General features: G+C 32.6%; 23 protein-coding genes. 15 read left to right on the forward strand and 8 right to left on the reverse strand.

What is annotated here, in order from left to right:
- The first annotated feature begins 2 nt into the window (after nucleotides 1–2).
- Together OD803_RS06615 and OD803_RS06620 are read left to right on the forward strand one after the other, a co-directional pair.
- Nucleotides 3–1,754 carry a S41 family peptidase gene (locus OD803_RS06615; RefSeq protein ID WP_262732841.1) on the forward strand — a complete coding sequence of 584 codons (1,752 nt, stop codon included), beginning with the start codon at nucleotides 3–5 and terminating at the stop codon, nucleotides 1,752–1,754.
- A complete protein-coding gene (locus OD803_RS06620; protein WP_262732842.1) occupies nucleotides 1,751–2,326 on the forward strand; it encodes a hypothetical protein in 576 nt (191 codons plus the stop codon). The genes OD803_RS06615 and OD803_RS06620 overlap by 4 nt, the downstream gene beginning before the upstream one ends.
- On the opposite strand, the gene OD803_RS06625 is transcribed toward OD803_RS06620, so the two are convergent.
- The 3 genes from OD803_RS06625 to OD803_RS06635 are packed head-to-tail and all read right to left on the reverse strand — an operon-like array spanning nucleotide 2,327 to nucleotide 6,992.
- On the reverse strand, nucleotides 2,327–3,253 hold the full coding sequence (locus OD803_RS06625; RefSeq protein ID WP_262732843.1) for an EamA family transporter: 927 nt from the start codon (nucleotides 3,251–3,253) through the stop codon (nucleotides 2,327–2,329).
- 18 nt (nucleotides 3,254–3,271) lie between these two features.
- Nucleotides 3,272–3,697, reverse strand: a complete 426-nt coding sequence (locus OD803_RS06630; RefSeq protein ID WP_262732844.1) for an SRPBCC family protein — start codon at nucleotides 3,695–3,697, stop codon at nucleotides 3,272–3,274.
- Nucleotides 3,698–3,710: 13 nt separating this feature from the next.
- Nucleotides 3,711–6,992 (reverse strand): glycosyl hydrolase, encoded by a 3,282-nt coding sequence (locus OD803_RS06635; protein WP_262732845.1) that lies wholly within the window; start codon nucleotides 6,990–6,992, stop codon nucleotides 3,711–3,713.
- A gap of 119 nt (nucleotides 6,993–7,111) precedes the next feature.
- Between OD803_RS06635 and OD803_RS06640 the strand changes: the two genes are divergently transcribed.
- A complete protein-coding gene (locus OD803_RS06640; protein WP_262732846.1) occupies nucleotides 7,112–7,699 on the forward strand; it encodes a pseudouridine synthase in 588 nt (195 codons plus the stop codon).
- A 2-nt stretch (nucleotides 7,700–7,701) separates the two neighbouring features.
- Here OD803_RS06640 and OD803_RS06645 read toward each other — a convergent pair whose 3' ends face one another.
- Together OD803_RS06645 and OD803_RS06650 are read right to left on the reverse strand one after the other, a co-directional pair.
- A complete protein-coding gene (locus OD803_RS06645; RefSeq protein ID WP_262732847.1) occupies nucleotides 7,702–8,391 on the reverse strand; it encodes a hypothetical protein in 690 nt (229 codons plus the stop codon).
- 87 nt (nucleotides 8,392–8,478) lie between these two features.
- The gene (locus OD803_RS06650; protein ID WP_129760050.1) at nucleotides 8,479–9,993 is read right to left on the reverse strand and encodes a DEAD/DEAH box helicase; all 1,515 of its coding nucleotides are present in this window, start codon (nucleotides 9,991–9,993) and stop codon (nucleotides 8,479–8,481) included.
- Between the two features lie 591 nt (nucleotides 9,994–10,584).
- Here OD803_RS06650 and OD803_RS06655 point away from each other — a divergent pair.
- On the forward strand, nucleotides 10,585–11,145 hold the full coding sequence (locus OD803_RS06655; protein ID WP_262732848.1) for an ExbD/TolR family protein: 561 nt from the start codon (nucleotides 10,585–10,587) through the stop codon (nucleotides 11,143–11,145).
- Here OD803_RS06655 and OD803_RS06660 read toward each other — a convergent pair.
- Together OD803_RS06660 and OD803_RS06665 are read right to left on the reverse strand one after the other, a co-directional pair.
- Nucleotides 11,117–11,557, reverse strand: a complete 441-nt coding sequence (locus OD803_RS06660; RefSeq protein WP_442899859.1) for a 3D domain-containing protein — start codon at nucleotides 11,555–11,557, stop codon at nucleotides 11,117–11,119. The genes OD803_RS06655 and OD803_RS06660 overlap by 29 nt on opposite strands.
- A gap of 30 nt (nucleotides 11,558–11,587) precedes the next feature.
- Entirely contained in the window at nucleotides 11,588–13,588 is a 2,001-nt protein-coding gene (locus tag OD803_RS06665; RefSeq protein ID WP_442899860.1) for an alpha-ketoacid dehydrogenase subunit alpha/beta, read from the reverse strand.
- 148 nt (nucleotides 13,589–13,736) lie between these two features.
- Here OD803_RS06665 and OD803_RS06670 point away from each other — a divergent pair, with 148 nt between their 5' ends.
- From OD803_RS06670 to OD803_RS06690, 5 genes are read left to right on the forward strand one after another with little or no spacing between them, the layout of a single operon-like run.
- The gene (locus tag OD803_RS06670) at nucleotides 13,737–14,687 is read left to right on the forward strand and encodes an isopenicillin N synthase family dioxygenase (RefSeq protein WP_129760046.1); all 951 of its coding nucleotides are present in this window, start codon (nucleotides 13,737–13,739) and stop codon (nucleotides 14,685–14,687) included.
- Nucleotides 14,688–14,715: 28 nt separating this feature from the next.
- Complete coding sequence (locus OD803_RS06675) at nucleotides 14,716–15,045, forward strand: translation initiation factor (RefSeq protein ID WP_262732851.1); 330 nt, start codon at nucleotides 14,716–14,718, stop codon at nucleotides 15,043–15,045.
- A gap of 2 nt (nucleotides 15,046–15,047) precedes the next feature.
- The gene (locus OD803_RS06680; RefSeq protein ID WP_238155784.1) at nucleotides 15,048–15,983 is read left to right on the forward strand and encodes a DUF1835 domain-containing protein; all 936 of its coding nucleotides are present in this window, start codon (nucleotides 15,048–15,050) and stop codon (nucleotides 15,981–15,983) included.
- Complete coding sequence (locus tag OD803_RS06685) at nucleotides 15,973–16,842, forward strand: nucleoside phosphorylase (protein WP_262732852.1); 870 nt, start codon at nucleotides 15,973–15,975, stop codon at nucleotides 16,840–16,842. Before OD803_RS06680 ends, OD803_RS06685 begins: the two co-directional genes overlap by 11 nt.
- Nucleotides 16,843–16,844: 2 nt before the next feature.
- A complete protein-coding gene (locus tag OD803_RS06690; RefSeq protein ID WP_262732853.1) occupies nucleotides 16,845–17,699 on the forward strand; it encodes a substrate-binding domain-containing protein in 855 nt (284 codons plus the stop codon).
- 303 nt (nucleotides 17,700–18,002) lie between these two features.
- Here the strand turns inward: OD803_RS06690 and OD803_RS06695 are convergent, their stop codons facing one another.
- The gene (locus OD803_RS06695) at nucleotides 18,003–18,668 is read right to left on the reverse strand and encodes a uracil-DNA glycosylase (protein WP_262732854.1); all 666 of its coding nucleotides are present in this window, start codon (nucleotides 18,666–18,668) and stop codon (nucleotides 18,003–18,005) included.
- Between the two features lie 174 nt (nucleotides 18,669–18,842).
- On the opposite strand from OD803_RS06695, the gene OD803_RS06700 reads away from it, so the two are divergent.
- The 6 genes from OD803_RS06700 to OD803_RS06725 all read left to right on the forward strand — a co-directional run bounded on the left by OD803_RS06700 (nucleotide 18,843) and on the right by OD803_RS06725 (nucleotide 25,286).
- The gene (locus OD803_RS06700) at nucleotides 18,843–19,283 is read left to right on the forward strand and encodes a hypothetical protein (RefSeq protein ID WP_262732855.1); all 441 of its coding nucleotides are present in this window, start codon (nucleotides 18,843–18,845) and stop codon (nucleotides 19,281–19,283) included.
- A gap of 166 nt (nucleotides 19,284–19,449) precedes the next feature.
- The gene (locus tag OD803_RS06705) at nucleotides 19,450–20,313 is read left to right on the forward strand and encodes a DUF5694 domain-containing protein (protein ID WP_262732856.1); all 864 of its coding nucleotides are present in this window, start codon (nucleotides 19,450–19,452) and stop codon (nucleotides 20,311–20,313) included.
- Between the two features lie 228 nt (nucleotides 20,314–20,541).
- On the forward strand, nucleotides 20,542–21,036 hold the full coding sequence (locus OD803_RS06710) for a YybH family protein (RefSeq protein WP_262732857.1): 495 nt from the start codon (nucleotides 20,542–20,544) through the stop codon (nucleotides 21,034–21,036).
- Nucleotides 21,037–21,228: 192 nt separating this feature from the next.
- A complete protein-coding gene (locus OD803_RS06715) occupies nucleotides 21,229–21,849 on the forward strand; it encodes a hypothetical protein (protein ID WP_262732858.1) in 621 nt (206 codons plus the stop codon).
- A 222-nt stretch (nucleotides 21,850–22,071) separates the two neighbouring features.
- Nucleotides 22,072–22,869, forward strand: a complete 798-nt coding sequence (locus OD803_RS06720) for a lipid II flippase Amj family protein (RefSeq protein WP_262732859.1) — start codon at nucleotides 22,072–22,074, stop codon at nucleotides 22,867–22,869.
- A gap of 251 nt (nucleotides 22,870–23,120) precedes the next feature.
- Nucleotides 23,121–25,286, forward strand: coding sequence for an endonuclease MutS2 (locus tag OD803_RS06725; protein ID WP_262732860.1), 2,166 nt, complete (start codon nucleotides 23,121–23,123; stop codon nucleotides 25,284–25,286).
- Nucleotides 25,287–25,322 lie beyond the last annotated feature (36 nt).

Below are 25,322 nucleotides of genomic sequence, written 5' to 3' on the forward strand. Positions count from 1 at the left end.
TTATGCTAAAATCATTTATCCTTATTTTATTTGGTGTTGCCACTTCTCTGCTAGGTTGTGGTAACACCAATAAGACTGCAACACCTATGGTTACAGTTGAAGCTTCAACTAATGATAATACTGAAAAGCGTTCCATTTCTGCAGAATTAAAAGCTAATGGTCATTTGCCAATTGAAGAACAAGTAGCGCTTTACCTAAAGCTAAAAGAGGAAAATCCTACAGCTTATAATTTTGATAATGAAGATGAACTAACCATGTATGGTTATGGGTTTTTATGGAATAATCAAACAAATGCAGCTTTAGAAATATTTAAGTTGATTGCATCTCAGTTTCCTAATTCGTCCAATGCATATGATAGTTTAGGAGAAGCTTATATGAAAAAGGGAAATATGGAGTTGTCACTAAAAAATTACGAGAAGTCTTTAGCTATGAATCCTGATAATTTTAATGCTGAAGACCAGATTGAACGCATTAAGTTTCCAAACAAGAAACCTATTACGCCACAAGAAAAGTTTGTTAAGGTGTATTCGGTTGAAGACTATAAAGCAGACTTAGACCAACTAGGACACAAATTAATAGAGATTAATCCTAATGCGCTTAAGTTTATTTCTAAAGAAGACTTTTGGGCTATTATCAATCAAAAAAAGGCACTGATAACACCACAAACTACTTATGGTCAGTTTATATGGCATTGTAGTGAAATTATAGCAAGTATCAATTGTTCACATACTACATTGGGAGGATTTTGGCAAGAGAGTGAAATGCTAAAGGATGTTAGCCTTATTTTTCCATTGCAAACACGTTGGGTAAACGATAAACTCTATGTGGTAGATGCAATGAGCAATTCTGATATGGTAAAACCAAAAGACGAACTACTGAGTATTAATGGTATAACAGTTTCAAAACTTATTAACGACATCTATAAACATATTGAATCACAAGGATATACAGAGACTACCAAGAAGCATTTCTTTAATAGTTGGTCTACTGAACTTATTCCGTATGCACTTAGTTTTCCTAAAACGTATACGATTACTATTAAAGGCAATGAGAATCCAATTATACTAAACAAAGCAAAAGATTTTAAGGCGCCTTACAGAGATAATTCAATTACATCATGTGAAGCTAATTTGTGTTTAGAGTTTTATGATAATACAGCTACTGCACTTATGACTATTAGTTCGTTTAACTATTACCCATGGAATAACCTTCAGGAGTTTAAGGATTTTATAGATTCTAGTTTTAAAAGGATTGAAAGCAGAAACATTGAAAACTTAGTTATTGACTTACGTTTAAATGGAGGTGGTTCTGCGGAGTCTAGTATTTACTTATTGAAGCATTTAGTGAAGGCTCCTTTTAAATACTTTGTAAACTCTGTGCATTCCTTAGAACATGAAATTCACCAACCAGTTTCCAATACCTTTAAAGGTAACTTGTATTTTATGATTGACGGAAACGGAAAATCAACAACAGGCCATTTTATGGCTTTAGCAAAAGAGTTGAGCTTAGGAACTATAGTAGGAGAAGAATTAGGCTCTAATCAGCTTTGTACAGCAGGACAAACAGTATGTAGGCTGAAAAACACAAAACTAGAATACTATGTCGCTAATACAGCAAGTAGAGTTGCTGTTAAAACATTACCTGATACTACTGGAATATTGCCTGATATTACACTAATGCAACCTATTGATGATTATTTGAATAACATAGATACCGTTAAAGACTATACTCTAAAACTCACTGAAACAAAATGAAACATTTATTAATATGCTTTGCAATTTTAATAACTACACTAGTTAGCGCTCAAGATGAAACGCATCAAAATCTTTTGGTAACAGATAGCACTTGGGCTAAGGAAGTATTTAAGTTTCCTATTGGTTTTGCTCAGGATATTCCATATTCAGGTTTTGAAGAAGCTCAATTTCCAAAAGGTTGGGGAACTAAAGATAGTCCTACGTTTTGGTCTTATGCTTTTGTTTGGCATATAGAAGGTGAAATTGACATTAATGAGCATACTTTGGAAAATGATTTACAGCTTTATTTTGATGGCTTAATGGCTATGAACACAAATGGAAATGTTGACAATGGTATATTAAAAACTAATGTATTATTAGTTAAAACCAAGACAAGTTATAAAGGAAAACTAAAAACATTTGACCGTTTAAAAACTAAAGAAATAATAACATTAAATGTCACTGTAGAAGAGCATTACTGTAAAGACAAGAATACTACTCTACTCCTTTTTAGGTTTTCACCAAAGTCTTTTGATGATAGCATCTGGAATGAACTGAATACCATAACTCTTAAAAACAATGTGTGCTATTAATTACACTTGCTTTCTATTGAATCTAGAAAATAGAACAAGTTTCTTTTTGGTATTGATAAAGTACACTCCTGTAAGTAATATTACAGCTGCTAATAATGATTGAACTGTGATAGCTTCATCTAAAAAATACCATCCTAAAAACAACGCAACTATTGGATTCACATAAGTAGATGTCGCTACTTTTTCAGGAGATACGGCTTTTAATAAATAATTAAACGAGGTAAACGCAACAATACTTCCAAATAGAATAAGCAATACCATAGATATTTGGACATCTAAACTCCAAACATTAGGTGTGGACCACCTTTCTCCAAAAGCTAAACTAGCAATGAAAAGCATAATGCCACCAGTAAACATTTGATAACCTGTATTTATAAAATAATTGTTTGGTAAATCGGCTTTACCTACAAACAAACTACCATAAGCCCAACTTAGCATACAAGCAAAAATCATAATCATACCTAATATGGAGTTTTCTTTAGCTATAATTTGTTTTTGACTTACTAAAAGGTAAATACCAACAATACCTAGAGCAACACCTATTAATGACATAGGTTGTATTTTTTTGCCTTGTAAAACTCTCATTAAAATAAGAATAACCAAAGGTTGTGCTGAAATTTCTAAAGCTGCAAAACCACTATCTACATATTTTAAAGCCCAAACCACTACTCCATTTCCAAAAGTTAGAAACAAAAAGCCAGCAACCATTGTATTAAGCAGTTGCTTTTTGGTTATTTTTATAGAGATACCCATAGTTTTTGCAATCCCAAAAATTAAGATGCCTGCAACTGTAAATCTAATTGACGCTAGCATAAATGGAGGTAACTCCATTACTGCAATTTTGTTAAGTAAATAGGTAGATCCCCAAATGACGTATATAGAAAAGAACGCCAATACAATGAGTAATTTGCTTTTAGGTTGGCTCATTTAATGTGTTCGGTAACTTTATTTAGTTAAATAGTTATATAATGATTTTTTAATAATGTGTTTCCAGCCTCCAGTAAAATTAGATTTGTCAAAATCTGGATGATCAGGAAACGTTTCAATACCTTCATGCGTTACAGTAATTGTAGTAGATTTTGCATTTTCGTCTAAATAAAACGTTACAAAGGACTTCCCTACATAACCTTTATACTCCCAACTATACTGTAGCTTCTTTAAAGGAATAACTTCGGTAATTTCACACAGGTGATTAAATTGCTCACCTGTGTGTCCATAACCTATAAATTCAAATTTAAACCCTTTTTCAGGTAAAAACTCTTCAAGTTCAAAATACCAGTTTTTCATCTGGTCTTTATGTGTTATTGCTTTCCAAACACGTTCAATTGAAGTGTTTACTTTTTGCGAAACAGTAACGATTTTATCTGACATTGAAATTTAAGTTTTAGTCTTCGTTTTCGTAACCACGACCAGGAGTATATGGAGCTCCTGATTTTATGAGTTGCTCTTCAAGTTTTTTAATATCAACATTGTAAATCACTTCTAACTGTTTCTTTATAGCATCAATTTGTTTTTTTGCAATTGTATAGCTTGTTTTGTGAGTTTCAGTAGGTGTTGATGTTGAATACTTTTGCTCATAACTTATGGTTCCTAATCGGTTTGCAGGACTTAATAACTGGTCAATATCTAACTTAGATTTTACACTATCTCCATAAAGGCTAGTGCTAATCGTTTCTAAGTTCTTTTCTATAGCATTAATTGAAGCGGTTAATTGCGCAAAAGGTAATTCTGAACGTTTAACAGCTTTCTTCATATATCTTATTTTGTTGTTCATTTCACTCATCATACTTTGGCAAGTTCCTAAGTCTGATTCCAATTGAGAAATCTGCTTTTGAAAAGCAACTTTAGACGCTCGGTCTTCTGCAGGTAAAATAGTATTATTTAAAGGCTTAACCTTAAAAGTTACAGGGTTAACTAAGCTAGTCATTTCTCCATCTTTATACAGTTGCATGTCAACAGTATAATTACCAGGTTGTACTAAAGTACCTTCGTCTTTATTTGCCCAAGGATTGTAAAAATCGGAACTATTAAAATTAATTGGGTCTTGTAGTGTGTATCTCAAATCCCAGTGAAAACGTTGCAATCCTTTGCTTGGAGCTACAAACTCTTTCTTTACTACATTACCCATTTCATCTTTAATAGTGAATACAAGCTGTACTTCCATTTCATCACGTTCAGCTTTTAACTCGCTGTATGTAGGATAAGGTGTGTTGCTATTTGACTCAATAAGTTTCTTCTCCTTCGCTTTTCTTTGGTCTTCTAAAGATTTGTAATCGTCGTTATAATAATAGGTTATCATAACTTCAGGACCTAAGTTTGGAGCGCTAAAAAAGTTATCTCCTTGAAATGCTTTTCCTGGTAAGCCTAAAGGTAAACTCTTTTCCCACATATAAGCATCGCGTATTGGGTAGATGGTAGCAGTTTCAGTTGGTGTGCTATTTTTTACTTCTCTAAGTGACGAATAATCATCTAACACATAAAATCCACGACCAAAAGTACCAAGTACCAAATCGTTTTCACGTTCTTGAATTGCAATATCTCTAACAGCAATAGTAGGTAGTCCGTTAGCTAGTTTTTTCCAACGTTTACCACCATCTGGAGAGAAATATGCTGAAAACTCCGTACCACAAAAAATCAAATTGCTGTTAACATGATCTTCTTCAATAGCATACACGCTACCACGTTCTGGTAAGTTATTGCTTATGCTAAACCATGTTTTTCCTTTGTCGTTTGATCTAAATATATAAGGCTTAAAATCGCCATATTTATGATGATTGAATGCAGCATATATAACATTTGCATCATGTCTTGATAAATACACATTGTTGACATAAGACTGCTTTGGCGCTCCTGAAATGTTAGATACTTTTCGCCATGTGCGACCACCATCTTCAGTGATTTGGATTAAACCATCGTCAGTACCAATAGCAATAAGGTTTTCATCAATTGGAGATTCAGACAATGCAACTATAGTTCCGTAAGGTGATGTTGAACCATTTTTAGCAACTGCGTCCATACTCACTACTCTATCATACACTTTTAATGTATTTCTGTCAATTTGTTGCGTTAAATCATCTCCTAAAACTTCCCAGCTATTTCCATAGTCGTTAGATCTGAACACTTTATTAGCTGCAAAATACACACGACCTTTAGCATGTTTGCTTACTGCTAATGGAGCATCCCAATTCCAACGGTATGCATTTTCGTTTTCACGCTCTTTAGGTTGAATACCAACAATTTCACCACTCTTTTTATCGTATCGTACTAAAAACCCATATTGTGATTGTGCATATACTAAATCTGGATTGTAAGGGTCTATTTGAGATTCAAAACCATCTCCTCCATTAGTGATAAACCAATCAAAATTTGTAATACCATGATCTGTAACTACTCTTGATGGTCCTCCAAGACTAAAGTTATCTTGGGTTCCACCATACACATTATAAAAAGGTTCAGCATTATCAACTGCTACTTTGTAAAACTGTGTTACAGGAAGATTTTCTTTAAAATCCCAGTTGTTGGCAGCATCAAAGGTTTCGTAAATTCCGCCATCACAACCTACAAGCCAGTGCTTGTTATCGTTAGGGTCAATCCAAATACTATGGTTATCAACGTGCTTAGTCACTTCACCAACCATATTAAAGGTTTTACCTCCATCTCTAGTTGCACTCATCCAAGTATCCATAGAGTACACTGTGTTCTCATCTATTGGGTCAGCTATAATTTCTTGATAATAGTTTCCGCTTGTAACGTGGTTGGATTGCTTTTCCCAGCTTGCACCTCGATTTGTAGATTTGAAGAATCCGCTTTTACCTTCAGCAGCTTCAACAATAGCATAAATAATTTCAGGGTTTGCAGGAGAAATAGCTAAACCAATACGTCCTAATTCAGTTTTAGGTAATCCGTTTTCAACTTTTTGCCATGTTTTTCCACCATCAGTAGTTTTGTGTAATCCAGATCCTGGACCACCACCAACATAGGTATAAACGTGTCTTCTTCTTTGAAGTGTTGCTGCATAAAGCACATCAGGATCTCTTGGGTCCATTACTAAATCGGTAACACCAGTATGTTCGTCAATAGTAAGCACAGCTTCCCAATTTTCACCACCATCGGTAGACTTGTATAAACCTCTGTCTCCTCCTTTACTCCAAAGCGGACCAATTGCAGCCACGTAAATAATGTTAGAATCGTCTGGATGCACAATAATTTTACCAATGTGTTCAGAGTTTTTTAATCCCATGTGTTTCCAGCTTTGACCTCCATCAATAGACTTGTAAACACCATCACCATAAGATACAGATCTTTGGTTGTTATTCTCTCCAGTACCAACCCAAATCACATTAGTATTGTTAGGATCAATGGTAACGCAACCTATAGAATAAGACCCTTGACCATCAAAAATTGGTGTGTAATGGTTACCAGCATTAGTAGTTTTCCATACACCACCAGAAGATGAAGCTACATAGTATTCAAAAGGATTATTAGGATTTACAGCAATATCTGATATTCTACCAGAAGTTAATGAAGGTCCTATATTCCTCCATTTTAATCCACTTATAGTAATTTCGTCAAGTGGCTGTTTGTCTTCTTTTTTGTTCTTTTGGGCATGCGTAAATTGTAAGCCTAAACTCAAGCCAACAATCATTAAAATGGTTGATTTTTTCATGAAGAAAATAACTTTAAATTTTTGGTTAGTGAATTTATAAAAAATAAAAGCGAATACCTGTTTTAATCTTATAAATTTATTAATAGATTTCAGCAATAAGTTTTTAAAAAAAATATTAGATGTCTTCGGATACAGTTAAACATTTTCACTATAAGTTATTTAAACCGTATGGTTACCTTAGTCAGTTTATGAGTAATGCAAAACATGAACAGAAGAAAAAGTTTTTAGGAGAACTATATGATTTTCCTAAAGGTACTATGGCTGTTGGTAGATTAGATAAAGATTCAGAAGGGTTGTTACTCTTAACTACTGATGGACAAATTAGTTATACAATAACTAGTACAGCTGTTGAAAAAGAATATTATGTACAAGTTGATGGAGATATTACTAACGACGCGCTAGAGCAACTTAAAAAAGGTGTCGACTTGAGTCACAAAAAAGACACTTATACTACCAAACCCTGTAAGGCTTATAAACTAATTGAAGTGCCTGGTTTTCCTGAAAGAGGTAAAAATATACGTGATGACAGACATGGTAAAACCTCATGGATTTCAATAACTATAACAGAAGGTAAATTTAGACAAGTAAGAAAGATGACTGCTGCAGTTGGTTTTCCTACGCTACGATTAGTTAGAGTTAGAATTGGAGCTATAACGCTTGAAGGACTTGATTATGGAGAAGTTAAAGAAATGAATAGTTTGGTATAAGTTTACTCTTCAGCTTCTTTGGTAACAACAATTGTAGCTTTAACGCCTGTGAGTAAGTTCCATTGTTTTGAAGATACTAAATTACCTTTATCATCATAAACCTGAAATTCTGCAGTATTTGGACCAGATTCTCCTTGGTTTAGCGCTAAAAACACGACTTTGTTAAACCCTTCAACTAGAGGAATATTAAAAGATTTATAATTAGAAGTCAATACTAAACTTGGAATAATAATGTCGTCGTTAACATAAACTCTTACTCTGTCTCCATCAGGAAACTGGTGGTCTCGACAAATGATGTTTACAAATTTTCCGTTAACCCTAAAATCACCTAAAAAGACATCATCCATTGAAGCTGGTTTTATCGCTTGGTCAACTGCTGTTTTGTTCCAGCGTTTTTCAAAAATGGTTCCAGGATTTAAAAGTTTATTGTCGTCAATCATTGAAAACTCGTTTTTCAACTCTTTAACTTCAACTTTACTTTTATACGGAATTCCACTAATGTGCTTTTCGCCTTTGGTAATGGATGCCTTCTCGTTTGGTTTTATCTTTAAATCATGAGGTAACGAATCTTTTTTCTTGGTTTCTTCAGCAGGAATAGGTATTGATTTCTTCTGGTTATCAACTTGTGCATTAAGCTGAAACGAGAACAACATACATAAAGCTATTACTAATTTAAGATTCACTTTGGGCATATGATAAATGGGTTTATCTCTAAAAATCAAAAACTATACCTATTTTCGAAAATAACGACTTTTAATAAGATAAATTTTAAAAAAGAGTTAAAACTTACCATTAAAACTTAAGCGTAGCTTACGGTTGTACTCTTCCATTAGCCAATCTTTATAGTTTTGCGTGCTGTTCATTATACAATATGAGTATTGTTTTATGCGGTAAGCAATATCGTCTTGAAGTAGCTTGGTTAATGCTCTAGCTTCAAAAACATCCTCACTGCTTTCAATACACATTTGCGAATGTTGCTCAATAGAACGCTCAATAGCAACAATAGATTTTTGACCTTCTTGAATAACTTCTTTATACACTTGTTTAATGTCAAAGTCAGTCATTTTAGCACCTTTAAAACGAGCTTTTACTACATCTGGCATAACGTAAACAAAATCTCGCTCGATATCTTCGTCGTTTCTAATATTTTCTAAATATAGGTCTGGATATTTAAAAATGTGTTGCCAATCAACAGGTTGATTCCATGGTCCAAACCTAATGGCATTGTTCCCTAAATCTAAAACCATGAATGTTTTTTTATCTCCAAAAATACGAGAACCACGACCAATCATTTGAAAATAAAGCGTCAACGAACGTGTTGCTCTATTTAAAATTACTGTTTCAACTGAAGGTTCATCAAACCCTGTGGTTAAGATACTTACAGAAGTTAAAATCCCGTCAGGTGTGTTTTTAAACCACTTTAAAATCTCTTTACGTTCTTGCTTAGTATTTGTATTATCTAGGTGTCGAACATTGTAACCAGCTCTTTTAAACACATAATACACTTCTTTAGAAGTATTAATTCCGTTATTAAAGATTAATGTCTTTTTTCCTTTTGACATTTCTTCGTAAGCATGCAGCAATTTACTCTGCATGATGGAATTAGTATATAGTGCTTCTGATGATTTTACAGTGTAATCACCATTAATACCAATTTTTAAAGTATTTAAGGCAACATCATAATTATATACTTCAGCATCTGCTAAAAATCCGTTTTTAATAAGTGTCGCAATATCATCACCAACAATAAGTTCTTGATAATTGTCCTTCATTGGCAATTTAATATTAGAACTTAAAGGTGTTGCTGTTACTCCAAGAATAAAGCACTTATCAAAAAACTTAAATAACTTCCTAAAGGAATTGTAATGTGCCTCGTCAATAACCACTAAACCTATATCTTCAAGCTTTAGCTTGTCATCATTAAGTCTGTTATTTAAAGTTTCTACCATTGCAACAAAACACTTGTACTGGTCTTGGTCTGGTAAATCTTTTACTTTACTGTTAATGATTTTGTTTTTAACATTAAATCCAGAAAGCATTTTAGAGGTTTGCTTACAAAGCTCAATTCGATGTGTAAGTATTACTACTTTTTTGTTGTGATTTTTAATGTAGCGACGCACAATTTCAGAAAACACTACTGTTTTTCCTCCACCAGTTGGCAATTGATACAATAAATTATAGTTATCTGGCGACTTATCCATCACATCAAAAATGCGATTTAAGTCATTTAATTGATAATCGTATAACCGTTTTTTACTCTCTTGTTCTTTTGCTGCTTGTAGCGTCTCAGACATAAATAAATCTCCCTCTTAAAAAATTCGTACAAAACTAAGGTTTTATAAGGTTATAACGCAGTAATCTTTCAACATTTATTAAAAAGATTTTCACAAAATTGGTTTACATTAAGTTAGGCACCTCTACTCTATTCGTTTGATAGTTATTTGTTTAAACGTTAAAATTTGTTAATTTATTACTTTGTTATACATAGTACTGTAACAAAAATTAAAAATGCTCGTCTATTAGGTATAAACATCAATCATTTAAAACAAAATATTATGAGAACTTTAAACACAAATCAATTAAGCGGAACTTTAGAGAACACAAGAAGTAATTCTTGGAACAGTAAAAGACGTTTTAGAAGCTAATTCAAACAGTCTTAATTTCATCAATCAAAACCATCAATCAATCATGAAAACTTTATCAAAAATTATCGACACAACACACAGTAGCGACGACGACTTGGAGACGCTACGATAAAAGAAATCATCAATCAATTAGCGAGTTAGAAAAACCAGTATGAATCTTGATCATGCTGGTTTTTCTTTTTAACAAAATTTTATGGTATTGTTTTTGAGAGGACTAGTAAAACTTCTAATCCTTTTATTATGAGAACTTCAAGACACAATTCGCCACAAGTAAATGCTGGTTCTATGGCTGACATCGCATTTTTATTATTAATTTTCTTTTTGGTAACCACAACCATATCAATGGATAAAGGTATTAACCGAAAATTGCCTAAGCCTTGTCCGCCAAACACTGAATGCAGCGAACCCATTAACGAACGAAACATTTTAAGGATTGTTTTAAACAGTAAAGACGAAATCTTTGTTGAAGATGAGTTAGTTACTTTACCAGAACTAAAAGATATTGCTAAATCTTTTTTAGATAATAATGGAGATGATAGTTGTACGTATTGCAACGGAAAAGGACTATCGTTTTTATCTGACAATCCTAAAAAAGCTGTAATTTCTTTGCAGAATGATAAGCTTACCTCCTATAACTTTTACATTTCAGTACAAGATGAACTTACTAAAGCTTATTATGAATTAAGAGAAGTATACACAAAAGATGTATTAGGTAAAACTGCAATAACAGTAACTGATGAAGATATTGCAGCAGTAAAAAAAGCGTATCCTTTTATTCTTTCAGAGGCTGTGACGAAATAGAATCTTTTTCTATTTCAACCTGATAGCTAATAGTTACTTTTTTTCGTCCCCATTCTTTGGCAGCTTTTACATCTGTTCCCATGTAAATATCTATCCTGTTTCGCCAACGACGGTTCATTTTGTCTTTTACAAGATACAATCCGTCAAGACCTTCGATGGTAACAGGTGTATTGTGCTCCAACCCTAAAGCTAACAAATCTCTTGAAACAGCAATGTATTTATAACCTGGTTTTAGGCTATCTCCAAAAGCAGTAATATGTGGATTGGTATTGGTTTGATACTCAAAAGAATTATAAGCTGTAGCTGTTACTTTGAGTGTTTTCCATTCGTGAGTAGCAACTTCTTTTTCGTTGCAAGACAAACAGAAAATCACACAAAAAACACTGAATAACTTAAAAGTATTTTGTTGCATCATAATGACTAAGATACAACAAAAAGGAAGTTAATACTCAAGCAACTCTTTTAAAACCGTTTCAAATCTACCTTTAGCTAAGTACTGATCTTCCAATTGCTTTACAAAAGGTATTGGTGTTTCTAAGCTCGCAACTCGTTTAACAGGAGCATCTAAAGTCTCAAAACACTCTTCCATTATCAGTGCTGAAATATCACTTGCTATTCCACCAAATAGCGAATCTTCTTGTAAGATAATGGCTTTTCCTGTTTTTCTAACTGAATTAAATATAGCTTCAGTGTCTAAAGGTTGTAAAGTTCTTAAATCTAATAAATCTGCTTGTATATCAGGATTTTTATCTAGAGTTTCTAAAGCCCAATGTACTCCTGCTCCATAAGTAATTATGGTTACTGTATTTCCTTCTTTTAGCAATGACGCTTTACCAAATGGTAGTGTGTAATAATCCTTTGGCACATCTTGTCGTATACTTCTGTATAAAGCTTTGTGCTCAAAATACAATACAGGATTTGGATCATTAATTGCTGTTGCCAATAAACCTTTGGCATCATAAGGAAACGCTGGATATACTACTTTTAAACCTGGTGTTTTTGTAAACCAAGCTTCATTGGTTTGCGAGTGGAAAGGACCAGCAGCAACACCAGCACCACAAGGCATTCTTACAACAACATCGGCATTTTGGTTCCAACGGTAATACGATTTAGCTAAATAATTAACTATTGGGTTAAATCCAGAACTAACAAAATCAGCAAACTGCATCTCTACAACTGCTTTCATACCTGCAATAGACAGTCCCATTCCTGCTTCAACAATTGCCGATTCACAAATAGGCGTATTTCTTACTCTGTCGTTTCCAAACTCTTCTACGAAGCCTTCAGTAATTTTAAATACACCACCATATTCAGCAATATCTTGACCCATAATTACTAAATCTTTATGGCGTTGCATAGACTGTTTTAAACCTTCAGAAATAGCATCGATAAATCGTAATTCGTTAGTTTTACTACTAGGATTAACTTTCTGATAATTAAAAGGTTTAAATAAATCATTTAACTCATTAGTTACGCTTGGAATAATCTCTTCTTCATCGTAAGCTAACTGTAAGTTTTCGTTTATTTCGTTAAGAATATTATCACGTAAAATAGTGTCCTCTTTTTCAGTAAGTATTTTTTGTTCCTTTAAGTAAACTTCAAAATTTCGTACAGGATCTTTTTTAGCCCATTCAGTCATTAATTGCTCAGGAACATACTTTGTACCACTAGCTTCTTCATGACCACGCATTCTAAAGGTTTTAAATTCCACTAAAATTGGTCTTGGTCGTTTTCTTATGCTTTCAGCTAGCTTTGAAATTTTACTATAAACATCAACAACATTGTTTCCATCTATAATAAACGACTCCATTCCGTAGCCTTTACCTCTATCTGCTAAATCTTTACAGTTGTATTGCTCGTCTGTTGGAGTTGAAAGTCCGTAACCATTATTTTCAATACAAAAAATAACAGGCAAGTGCCACACAGAGGCCACGTTTAAAGCTTCATGAAAATCACCTTCGCTAGTTCCGCCTTCACCAGTAAATACTGCTGTTACTTGGTTTTTGTGTTTCAGTACGCTTGCAAGTGCAATACCATCTGCAACTCCTAGTTGAGGACCTAAATGCGAAATCATCCCTACAATATTATACTCTTGCGTTCCAAAATGAAACGACCTATCTCTTCCTTTAGTAAAACCATTGGCTTTACCTTGCCATTGGCTAAACAATCTGTTTAAAGGTACTTTTCGGGTTGTAAATACACCTAAATTTCTATGCATTGGTAAAATATACTCTTTTTTGTTAAGAGCCATTGTAACACCAACAGAAATAGCTTCTTGTCCAATTCCTGAAAACCACTTTGAAATTTTACCTTGTCGTAAAAGGATAAGCATTTTTTCTTCTACCATGCGTGGTTTTAGCATGTTAGCGTAAAGTTGTAAAAGTATTTTAGAGTCTAAATTCTTTTTGTCGTAAGTAATATTGCTTTTTGATGAAGTTAGCATTTTGTCATTTTTCATTCGTATTTCAAAAGTAACTAAAAATTGAAAGATTTATATCTAAGCAGGATTTTTTTTAACAACCAATCAAAGAAGTGAAATTTTAGCGATGTTTTCGTTATTTTTGTATTATTACTACTTAAAAATACAAACAATGAATTCAATACCTAGTGTAAATCTCGAAGATTTTATTTCTGGAGATCCTGATAGAAAACAAAAATTTATTAAAGAAATTGGTAAGGCTTATGAAGAAATAGGCTTTGTAGCATTGAAAGGTCATTTTTTAGATGATAAACTAGTTGACAACCTATATAAAGAAGTAAAAAACTTTTTTGACTTACCAGTTGACACTAAACAGAAATATGAAATTCCTGGAATTGGAGGTCAAAGAGGTTATGTGTCTTTTGGTAAAGAAAGTGCTAAAGGAAAAAAAGAAGGTGACTTAAAAGAGTTTTGGCATTTTGGACAATATGTTGAAGACAACCCGAAACTTGAAGAAGAATATCCAAGTAATGTGACTGTAGAAGAATTGCCTAAATTCAATGAAATTGGTAAAGAAGCCTATAGAATGCTAGAAAAAACAGCTAGATATGTTTTAAGAGCGCTTGCACTTCATTTAGATTTAGAAGAAACCTATTTTGACCAATACATCCACAACGGAAATTCTATTTTAAGACCTATCCACTATCCTCCTATTAAAGAAGAGCCAAAAGAAGCTGTTAGAGCTGCTGCTCATGGTGATATTAACCTTATTACATTATTAATGGGAGCTCAAGGACGAGGACTACAAGTACAAAATCATAAAGGTGAATGGATTGACGCCATTGCAGAACCTGATGAATTAATGATTAATGTTGGAGATATGTTGTCGCGTCACACTAACAACAAATTAAAATCTACTATCCATAGAGTTATCAATCCACCAAAAGAACTTTGGGGAACATCACGTTATTCTATTCCATTTTTTATGCATCCTGTAAGTGAAATGAGATTAGACGTATTGGAGAGTTGTATTGACGAAGACCATCCAAAACTGTATGATGATATCTCAGCTGGAGAATTCCTTCATGAGCGTTTAGTTGAACTAGGTTTAATTAAAAAATAACCAACAACTGCGTACTGAAAATTAATAAATGGACTTACAAGACCAACTTAAAAACCTTTTTCCAGACCATGTCCCAGAAGCGTCTGATGACACCAATGACGATGCAGATGGACTATGGATGCAGGACGATCCTATAATTTGTAAATACGAAAAGCGAAAAGGTAAACCTATTACTATCTTAGAAGGTTATACTGGAGCTACCGAAGATTTTAAAGCACTTGCAAAAGAACTTAAAACCAAATTGAGTGTTGGTGGTAGTTTTAAAGATGATAAAATCATTATTCAAGGCGACTATAGAGATAAAATAATGCAAATACTTAAAGACAAGGGATTTGCTGTAAAACGTGTAGGCGGATAATTATGGAAACATTGCATATTACAAATGGAGATAGCCTAACCGAAAGGTTATTAGAACTCTCAATACAAGGTGATATTTTAACTTGGGATGAAATGCTTTGCGAAGGTCCAACTACTGAGCGTATCGATGCTAAAGAGTATTTAAAAATCAGAAAAGACTTTTTTAACGATGTGTATAATCTAGATTTTCATGATGAAAAATTCTTTGAAGACATCAACAAGCTCAATAATGCTGATACCTACAAAGAAATTGTCCTTTGGTTTGAATACGATTTATTCTGCCATATCAACCTTGTTGCTGTAATAAGCTTAATCAAACAAAAACAAATTAATCTTCCTGTGTATTTAGTATGTTCTGGTAGAATTGAAGGCGAAAAAAGCCTCAAAGGATTGCCAGAGCTTACACAAAGCCAGCTTTTAAACCACTATAAAAATAAAATAAAGCTTTCTGAAGAGGATTTAGATTTGGCAACAACTGTATGGAAAACCTATTGTGGTAAAGACCACAACCTATTAAAGCCTTACATCACCAAAAAATCATCGTTTAAATATTTAAGCAATTGCTTAAAAGCGCATTTAGAGCGTTTTCCTGATTCAAAAAGTGGCCTAAGTGTTTTAGAGCATAATATTTTAGCTATTGTTAGAGATAATGATATAAAATCTAGACATCATCTTTTGGGTTACACCTTAAATTATCAAGGTTATTTTGGGTTTGGAGATATTCAAATTAACCGATTAATTGATAAACTTTCCATATTCTTCAACGAAGAAGAGCAACATATTTCTTTAAACAGAAAAGGTCATGAAGCCTTATTAAATACTACTAATTATTCATCTGAAATAAACAATAACATTTACTATGGTGGAGTAAATAGATTGGATTTTCAGTTTAGTAAACAACAAAACAAACTTATTAAAACACCAATAAATGCCTATTAAAGCGTCTGAACTTATCTTAAATCCTGATGGTAGTATTTACCATTTAAATTTACGACCAGAACATATTTCTGATACTATTATTACTGTTGGTGATCCTGATAGAGTTGACAGTGTTACTAAACATTTTGACACTATTGAATTTCAAACTAAAAAACGAGAGTTTCACACCCAAACAGGAACTTATAAAAACAAACGTATTACAGTAATTTCAACAGGAATTGGAACTGATAATATTGATATTGTATTTAACGAGCTAGATGCTTTGGTAAATATCGATTTTGATAAACGCGAAGTAAAACAAGACCTTACTTCGTTAAATATTGTTAGAATAGGGACTTCTGGTTCTATCCAAAAAGAAATTCCTACTGATTCGTTTTTAATAAGCGAATATGCAGCAGGTTTTGACAGTTTATTACATTTTTACGAAAGCGAACATGTGCAATATCCTGAAATTTCTGAAGCATTAATACAACATTTAGATTGGTTTAAACATAAATCAAGACCTTACATTGTGTCTTGTGACCAAACGCTTTACAACAAACTAAGCTCATCACAAACAGCACAAGGGTTTACAGCAACCAATGTTGGGTTTTATGGACCACAAGGACGTGTGCTAAGGTTGCCTGTTCAAGACCCAAAATTAAATGATAAATTAGCAACTTTTAATTATCAAGGAAAAGCCATTACTAACCTTGAAATGGAAACCGCAGGAATTTACGGTTTAGCAAAATTATTAGGTCATAAAGCATTATCCATGAACGCTATAATAGCAAACAGAGCATCAGGAACGTTTAGTGAAGACCCAAAAGCAATTGTAGACGATTTAATTCTTTACACGCTTAACAAACTTACAGATTGAATATGAAGAACGTAAAAATTGGAGGTGTACCAGAGCATTTTAACCTTGCTTGGTATTTAACTTTAAAAAATGGTGAATACAAAGACGAAGGGATTAACCTACGTTGGAAAGACTATTATGGTGGTACAGGTTCAATGTGTAAAGCACTTCGTAATGGTGATATTGACATGGCAGTTATTTTAACTGAAGGTATTGTTAAAGATATTGTTGAAGGCAATCCAAGTAAAATAGTTCAGGTGTTTGTGCAATCGCCTTTAATTTGGGGAATCCATGTAGCTAATGATTCTAAATACAAATCTATTAACGATTTAAAAGGCACAAAAGCAGCAATTAGTAGATATGGTTCTGGGTCGCACTTAATGGCTTATATCAATGCACAAAACAACGATTGGAATTTAGAAGAAGATCTAAATTTTGAGGTCGTTAAAAATCTTGATGGTGCAGTTGAAGGTTTGGTAGACGGTAAAGCAGATTACTTTATGTGGGAAAAATTTACTACTAAACCTATAGTTGATAAAGGTGTGTTTAGACGTGTAGATAATTGCCCAACACCTTGGCCTTGTTTTGTAATAGCAGTAAGAGATGAATTTATTGAGAATAATCTCGAGGAGTTAAATACCATTTTAGATATTATAAACAACACAACTTCTGATTTTAAGAGCATACCTAGTATTGATAAAACCATTTCTAACAGATACGACCAAAAACTTGAAGACGTACAAGAATGGTTAAATTTAACCGAATGGTCTCAAGAAAACATAGACAAATCAACAATAACTAATGTTCAAAACAAGCTGTTTGAATTGAATATTATCGATAAAAAACTTCAATATCCAGAAATAGTTTACAAATTGTAGTAGGGAAATCGCTACTAAACTTGTTATATAGTTAAAGGTTAAACTTATATTACTTAAGTGTTATTTTTTGGCATTTTTTGTACGTAACTTTCTATATATTAAAATTTTACTTACATTTGCCCATACCCAAACCAAGTTAAATGCTTGACTAAACCGTTGATTCTATGATTATGAAAATTACTTTATTGCTATTTTTTCTAGTTGCTGTTAACTTCTTATTGCTATTCTTTAGCTGCAACAAAACGACTAAAAAAGCACAATCTAAAAGAAAAGTTGTTAGAGACTTTAGAGAGCCAAAAGTGGTTACCAAACAATTGGAACAAACCCAACTTGCTCCAACAGGGAGTTAGTTTTACTAAAGTGTTTGTTACCAAACCAATACCCTCTATTAGCGCTTAATGGCGAAGGATGTCCTGATGTAAGTATATGATGCTTGGTCTTATCAATTAGCGACGCTTTCTTTTTAGCAAATCCTCCCCAAAGTAAAAAAACCACATTCTCTTTTTCTTTACTTATGCTTTGTATTACAGCATCAGTGAACGTTTCCCAACCTTTTTTTTGATGACTTCCTGCTGTATGTGCTTTAACTGTTAACGTCGCATTTAAAAGCAGCACACCTTGTTTTGCCCAACGTTCAAGGTTACCACTTTTAGGATAAGGCGTATTGACATCCGTTTCAATTTCTTTAAAAATATTAATCAATGATGGTGGATGCGGAATACCATCGTTAACCGAAAAACACAACCCGTTAGCTTGTCCTGGACCATGATAAGGGTCTTGACCTATAATAACTACTTTCACTTCGTTAAAAGTACAATGCTCAAATGCAGAAAATATTTGCTTAGCAGGAGGATAACACGTACTTGTAGCGTAAGCATCTTTTACAAAACTAACCAACTCTGTAAAATACGGTTTGCTAAACTCTTCTTGTAAATAAGGTTTCCAGCTTGGGTGTATATTAACGTCCATAATGTATTGCGTGTACCACAAAAATAAAGCTATCCTACTACTCTACTAAATTTATTTTCATGAAATATAACTACGTTCAGAAACCAAACCGAAAGAAATTAAGATATTTTGAAGCAACCTTTTAAGGTTTATAGAGACTATTAAGAAAATACATTAACTAAAAAATGAAATATTATGAATAAACAAACTATCTATTCAGTATTACTTGTTCTTGTCGTAATTGCAACATCTTGTTCAAATGATGATGATATCGAACCTACAATTGGAAACTTAAAAGATGTAACCGATTGTGAAATAGCAATAGAAACAAACACATTAGCATCAATATGTGTAGATGGAACTGATTTTGCTCTACCTAATGAAATCATAAAATTTGTAACAACTTTTTACTCAAAAAACGACAACCCTATTGACACCGAATTTATATGGACTATAGAATCTGGTAATATGGAAATTTTGAATATTGAAAATTCAACTAATGGCTTAATTGCCAAATCGATTGCTTTAATTAAATTTAATACTGACTTTTCAGGAAATGGTGTAATAAAAGGAATGGCTGAAAATAATACTGGAAGCGGATTTGCCACACATAGTATTGAACTGGAGTCTAATTAAAAACAAAGCCATCCCACTACTCTTCTACATATATTTATAGAAAATAAATTATGTACCTACAATTCTAGCCTGAATAGTTGTAAAAGTTTAAATTAGCAGTATATGTTTTATTAAAACAACCCATATCTTATAAAGTTGTAGCCCATTTAAAAACAAAATCTTAAAAATGAAACAAACCTTTCTACTGTTATGTATTTTATGTTTTAGCTGTAATACAAAAAATAAACCGAATGAAATAAAAATAGAAGAACAAACTGAACTAAAAAATGATAAAATTAAAGTTTTAAACTTTGGAACATTTCACTTTGGTTTTACACCTGATGCTAACAAAACAGAATTCGATGAACATAGTGAAGAAGCACAAAAAGAAATTAGAGAAATTTCAAAAATGTTAGCTCAATTTAAACCTACAATAATATGTGTTGAAAACTTACCAAAATTTAATACTGAGATTAATAAAGCCTACCAAGATTTTTTAGATAATCCTTCGAAATTAAATACTAAATATGGCGAAAGTAGTATGATTGGTTTTGATGTTGGTAGATTGAGTGATGTAAAAAAAATATATGGAATAGATAATCATATGGGATATAATTATAGTGTTGGAGATTTTATTGAAAGCAGTCCAGAATATAAAAACAACATTGATTCAAAAACATATTTACAATTAACAAATGAGCCATTTAAAGATTATCCCGAAATAGCTAAACGAGAAAAAAAATATGATAAACTGTCATTACTTGAGAAATTAAAATTAATTAATGAACCCTTGCATCTTGACTATTCAATAAATACGAATGCAGATAAACTACTCTATGTAGGAATAGAGGATGGATTTGAAGGTGCTGATAATGCAGCTATCTTCTATCATAGAAATATGAAAATATATTCTAACCTAAACAGAATTCCAATGACAAAAAATGATAGAGTATTTATAATTATGGGAACTGCTCATACTGCTTTTTTAAGAGAATTTATGAAAAGAAGCCCAAAATTTGAAATGGTAAACACATTAGAATACCTAAAATAAAAAACGAACTATAGCTATAAGTAATCACTTGTTCTCGCCTACTTCTGAAAAGCACAACTATTAGTTACTAACAATTTGTGCATTAAATAGTTTCACAAACGCAGGTAATGTCTTGATTACTAACATTTAAAGCTTTAACTTCGCTTAACGGTAGATATAGATTATTAAAATAATCCATTTCTTATAAAGTTGGCAATAATTAGAAAGTAACCGTAAATCCAAAATAAAATGAAAAATTTAACACTTCTTTTAGTGACAATATTTCTTATTTCTTGTAACGAAAAAAACAAGCAAACGGAAATAAAATCGATGGATGAAACCAAAATAGATATTCAAGCCGAATTAGCATCGATTGAGGAAACTCGCGCAGGCTTTCAATTGGCAATTAAAGAAAAACGCTATGCTGATTTAAGGAATTATGGCACTAAAGATATCATATCATTAACACCTATTTGTGGGGCTTGGGAAGAATATAAACGTCTACGAAATGAACCTGTGGGCTCTTTTAGTTACGACAGTTTGATTATGAAACCTAAAGAAACAATTATTGTAAGTGATAGTATAGCGTATGACTTTGGAACAAGCTCTGTTTATTACACCAATGAACAAGGTGAACCGATAGAAATTGAGGATACTTTCTTGGCCATACTAAAAAAGGACAAGAGCGATGGAAAATGGAAATTACACAGAGAAGTAGCCACAACTAATAAATTGGAAAAATAACTATTGCCAACAATGTATAACTGCAATTACGGCTGATTCGACTACTTCTGAAAAACACAACTATTAGTTACTAACAATTTGTGCATTAAATAGTTTTTATAAACGTGTGTAATACCTTGACTACTAACATTGAAAACTTTAACTTTGCTAAACAACCCACATCTTATAAAAGTAGTGCTTAATTAGAAATAAATGAGTGAAAGACCAAACTTTGGAGTTTTTAATGATTTTTGGAATGGACATCCAAATCATTTACCACTTATGAATTTATATGACATTCCGAATCCTCCAAAAGAATGGAATCTCACAAAAAGTATTAATAGACTTGATTATATAATTTCTAAAAACTCAAGTAGTGATATAGTAGATGGAATTAGATTGTTATTAAAGAATGAAGATTGGAGACCACATATAGTCGCTGCTCTTGCAACCCTTAAAATTGACAAAAATAGACAGTCTGAATTAAAAACGGATTTATGGAATCGTCTAAAGAATGGTTCTTGGGTTAGTCCACAGATTTTGGTTATTCTTTCAATAATTGATACTGAATTTAATGCTCAAGCAAAAGAAATATGTGAAAATGGTTTTAAAATAAACTATTCCGAAATGCCAATGCACGAACATCATTCTGCTAGAGGACCAGCTGGTATAAATGTTGATAACAAGAAAGTCATTGCTTCGACCGAATATCTTTTGAATGGAGTGATTATCGATTCAATGGAAAATGACAATGGAGGCTCTTTAGCAAAAAAATGGAAGGAGAATCTATTGGGATTAATAGAAAACAACAAGTTTAAAATAGTAAATAACTAAAAGCATAACACTGACTAAAGTTTATTGCTAGTACTCTCCAACTTTTTAAAAAAACAACTATTAGTTACTAACAATTTGTGCATTAAATAATTTCACAAACACAGGTAACACCTTGATTACTAAAATTGAAAACTTTAACTTCGCTTAACGGTAGATATAGATAATTAAAACAATCCATATCTTATAAAGTTGTGCTTCATACCCGAAACGATATAAAACAGAATGACAATTCAAATTATAATAGTACTTCTTCTAACATTTATTATCCATTTAATAAGTACTTTATCCTATTCGGTAAGAATTGTCGGAACTAGAACAAGAAAAATAGCAGTTTCATTTGCACTTTTTAATATTATGGTTCTTATTTCAAGAACTTCAAATTCATTTCAAGCACCATTATTGGCAAAGTGGGTTGAAAACAATATTAACCTGAATATTAATCCAGGAACGTATGAAATAAGATTGATATTATTCGTAGCAACTTTAGCTACAATATTTGGAGCTTTTTTAATTCCTACTTTTCAGAGGATATTATCTAAAGCTGTTATGAATTTTAGCGTGCATAAATCAATGCCAAAATTGATTTTACATAGTTTTACAAAAACAGGAATTAAGCAATTAAGAAAAGAAATTAGCATTCCGAATAGAGAAAATTTATCGATAAACTCGAAAACTAAATTTCCGCTAAAGATTTTTATTTTTAATATTTTAGCTGTCGCTATATTATCAGTCGGAGTACTGTCTTCACTATACGCAGGATTTATAACGCCTGAATTAAGAACTACAGCAAGTTCTTTATCAGCTATTATTAATGGATTTGCGACAATATTAATGTTTGTCATTATTGACCCATACCTTTCAATTTTGACTGATGAAGTTGTAGAAGGAAAATTTGCAGAAAGTGAATTTAGACGAACTATTCGATATATGGTTTTTGCGAGAGTGATTGGAACAATTTTAGCTCAATTATTGCTAGTGCCATTTGCTCATTTTATAGCATTGGTTGCAGAAATAATATAAAGTACGAAAGCACAACAACGTGTATAATTAATTGCTTGGTTCTAGCCTACTTATGAAAATCCTCGCGGTTTTTCTATTCGGTTTTTATTTACTAAATTACGTGCTTAACCACGCAACTAATCATACACAAAACCGTTAAGCGCAACTCCAAAAAATTCCATAGTTCAATTGTATTATGTAAGTTTGTACTCCTTTTAAAAAATTAGGTTTCACTACATATAAATAAGCTTCTTGCTGTCGCAGGAAATAGTATGGTTAACATTCATAAAAAGACATTACAAGATTTAGAGTTTCATGTTGTGCTGCAACAGGTTTCAGAGTATTGCATTACCAACTTGGGTAAAACCCAATGTCTTGCAATTACTCCTGTTAGCAATCGTAACACATTAATGCAAGAGCTACACATGACCAATGAATATCTGGCGTCTTTTGAAAACGAAAACAGAATTCCTAATCATGGATTTGAACCTATCACCAGAGAACTACAATTCTTAAATATTGAAGGTTCGGTTTTGGAAACTCTTAGCTTTAAAAAAATTGTATCCATTTCAACCGTTTGTAATGAAATTATCACGTTTTTAAAGAAGTTTGAAGAGTATTATCCTACTTTATCCACTCATGCGTCCCACATTGAAGTTACAAAGGAGCTAATCAATCAAATTAATGTAATTGTTGATCGATTTGGTGATGTAAAAGATAAAGCATCACAAGAGCTCTACACCATTAGGCAATCTATAAACAATGTAAGAGGAAAAATAAACCAAAGTTTTACTAGTGCGCTTAACAGTTACAGTGCTTTGGATTATCTAGATGATATTAGGGAAACCGTTATTGAAAACAAGCGTGTGCTTGCTGTTAAAGCTATGTACCGACGCAAAGTAAAAGGTAGTATTCTTGGTAACAGCAAAACAGGAAGCATTATTTACATGCAACCTGAAGCAACGTTTCAACATACCAGAGAGCTCAACAACCTTGAGTTTGAAGAACAAGAAGAAGTTGAAAAAATATTAAAAGCACTTACCGAAGCTACACGACCTTACATCCAGCTTTTGGAGCAATACCAAACCTTTTTAACCAAAATAGATGTGGTTGCTGCAAAAGCAAAATATGCACAAAGTACCAATGCGCTGTTGCCAAATATCAATACCAACAAAACCTATATTGCTAAAAATGCGTACCATCCACTACTCTATTTATCTAATAAAAAGGAAGGTTTAAAAACTTTTCCGCAATCTATAGAGCTGCAACCTGAAAATAGGATTATTGTTATTTCAGGACCAAATGCTGGTGGAAAAAGTATCACTTTAAAAACCATAGGACTGCTTCAGGTTATGTTACAAAGTGGTATGCTTATTCCTGTTCATGAAAAAAGTGATGTGTGTTTGTTTGATAGAATTCTTACTGATATTGGTGACAATCAATCTATTGAAAACCATTTGAGTACCTACAGCTATCGCTTAAAACAAATGAATTACTTTTTAAGAAAGTGCAATAAAAACACCTTGTTTTTAATTGATGAGTTTGGTACAGGAAGTGATCCTGAACTTGGTGGCGCTTTAGCTGAAACCTTTTTGGAAGAGTTTTATCATAGAGAAGCCTACGGAATTATTACAACGCACTACTCTAACCTAAAAATTTTGGCAAACGAATTACCGTTTATGCAAAATGCCAATATGCTGTTTGATGAAAAAACTTTGGAACCGATGTTTAAACTGGTTTTAGGTCAAGCAGGAAGTAGTTTTACGTTTGAAGTAGCGCAAAAAAACGGAATTCCGTATAGTTTAATCAACAGAGCAAAAAAGAAAATTGAACGTGGTAAGGTACGTTTTGACCGAACTATTGCTAAACTTCAAAAAGAGCGTAGTAAACTTGAAAAGACAGAGCGTTCATTAAAAGAGAACGAACAGAAAAAGCAAAATGAAGCTGATAAGCTAGAAGAAATCAATGCTAGAGTTCAGAAGAAACTAGAGAACTATCAAGAGTTATATGATAGTAACCAACGCTTGATTTATTTAGGACAAAAGGTAAACGAACTTGCCGAAGGTTATTTTGAAAACAAGCGCAAACGTCAACTTATGGACGAACTTTTTAAGCTTGTACAGATAGAAAATTCTAAGCGCAAGAAGATTTCAGCAAAACAAAAACGTGCTGAAAAGAACAAAGAACAGCAAGTTAAAAAGGAAGTTGAAAAGAAAGTAAACGTTATACGACAAAAGAAAAAAGCAGCTAAGAAAAAGGAAGTTGTGGTTGAAAAACCAAAACCTATTTTAAAAGTTGGTGATAGGGTTCGTATGGAAGATGGTCGTGCTATTGGTAGTATTGATACTATTGAAAAAGGAAAAGCAACCGTTAACTATGGTATGTTTACTACCAATGTAAGTTTGGACTTGCTGGAGTTGGTTGAAGCTAAGAAATAGTAAAATACTGTCAATTCGAGTATGTCACACTTAGTG

This window comes from Gaetbulibacter sp. NE (assembly GCF_025548475.1).
Lineage (GTDB): Bacteria > Bacteroidota > Bacteroidia > Flavobacteriales > Flavobacteriaceae > Gaetbulibacter_B > Gaetbulibacter_B jejuensis.

Bases quoted from the DNA above. Each gene is read 5' to 3' on its own strand.
- OD803_RS06615 (WP_262732841.1), top strand. From the start codon at position 3: ATGCTAAAATCATTTATCCTTATTTTATTTGGTGTTGCCACTTCTCTG.
- OD803_RS06620 (WP_262732842.1), top strand. From the start codon at position 1,751: ATGAAACATTTATTAATATGCTTTGCAATTTTAATAACTACACTAGTT.
- OD803_RS06625 (WP_262732843.1), bottom strand. From the start codon at position 3,253: ATGAGCCAACCTAAAAGCAAATTACTCATTGTATTGGCGTTCTTTTCT.
- OD803_RS06630 (WP_262732844.1), bottom strand. From the start codon at position 3,697: ATGTCAGATAAAATCGTTACTGTTTCGCAAAAAGTAAACACTTCAATT.
- OD803_RS06635 (WP_262732845.1), bottom strand. From the start codon at position 6,992: ATGAAAAAATCAACCATTTTAATGATTGTTGGCTTGAGTTTAGGCTTA.
- OD803_RS06640 (WP_262732846.1), top strand. From the start codon at position 7,112: ATGTCTTCGGATACAGTTAAACATTTTCACTATAAGTTATTTAAACCG.
- OD803_RS06645 (WP_262732847.1), bottom strand. From the start codon at position 8,391: ATGCCCAAAGTGAATCTTAAATTAGTAATAGCTTTATGTATGTTGTTC.
- OD803_RS06650 (WP_129760050.1), bottom strand. From the start codon at position 9,993: ATGTCTGAGACGCTACAAGCAGCAAAAGAACAAGAGAGTAAAAAACGG.
- OD803_RS06655 (WP_262732848.1), top strand. From the start codon at position 10,585: ATGAGAACTTCAAGACACAATTCGCCACAAGTAAATGCTGGTTCTATG.
- OD803_RS06660 (WP_442899859.1), bottom strand. From the start codon at position 11,557: ATGCAACAAAATACTTTTAAGTTATTCAGTGTTTTTTGTGTGATTTTC.
- OD803_RS06665 (WP_442899860.1), bottom strand. From the start codon at position 13,588: ATGCTAACTTCATCAAAAAGCAATATTACTTACGACAAAAAGAATTTA.
- OD803_RS06670 (WP_129760046.1), top strand. From the start codon at position 13,737: ATGAATTCAATACCTAGTGTAAATCTCGAAGATTTTATTTCTGGAGAT.
- OD803_RS06675 (WP_262732851.1), top strand. From the start codon at position 14,716: ATGGACTTACAAGACCAACTTAAAAACCTTTTTCCAGACCATGTCCCA.
- OD803_RS06680 (WP_238155784.1), top strand. From the start codon at position 15,048: ATGGAAACATTGCATATTACAAATGGAGATAGCCTAACCGAAAGGTTA.
- OD803_RS06685 (WP_262732852.1), top strand. From the start codon at position 15,973: ATGCCTATTAAAGCGTCTGAACTTATCTTAAATCCTGATGGTAGTATT.
- OD803_RS06690 (WP_262732853.1), top strand. From the start codon at position 16,845: ATGAAGAACGTAAAAATTGGAGGTGTACCAGAGCATTTTAACCTTGCT.
- OD803_RS06695 (WP_262732854.1), bottom strand. From the start codon at position 18,668: ATGGACGTTAATATACACCCAAGCTGGAAACCTTATTTACAAGAAGAG.
- OD803_RS06700 (WP_262732855.1), top strand. From the start codon at position 18,843: ATGAATAAACAAACTATCTATTCAGTATTACTTGTTCTTGTCGTAATT.
- OD803_RS06705 (WP_262732856.1), top strand. From the start codon at position 19,450: ATGAAACAAACCTTTCTACTGTTATGTATTTTATGTTTTAGCTGTAAT.
- OD803_RS06710 (WP_262732857.1), top strand. From the start codon at position 20,542: ATGAAAAATTTAACACTTCTTTTAGTGACAATATTTCTTATTTCTTGT.
- OD803_RS06715 (WP_262732858.1), top strand. From the start codon at position 21,229: ATGAGTGAAAGACCAAACTTTGGAGTTTTTAATGATTTTTGGAATGGA.
- OD803_RS06720 (WP_262732859.1), top strand. From the start codon at position 22,072: ATGACAATTCAAATTATAATAGTACTTCTTCTAACATTTATTATCCAT.
- OD803_RS06725 (WP_262732860.1), top strand. From the start codon at position 23,121: ATGGTTAACATTCATAAAAAGACATTACAAGATTTAGAGTTTCATGTT.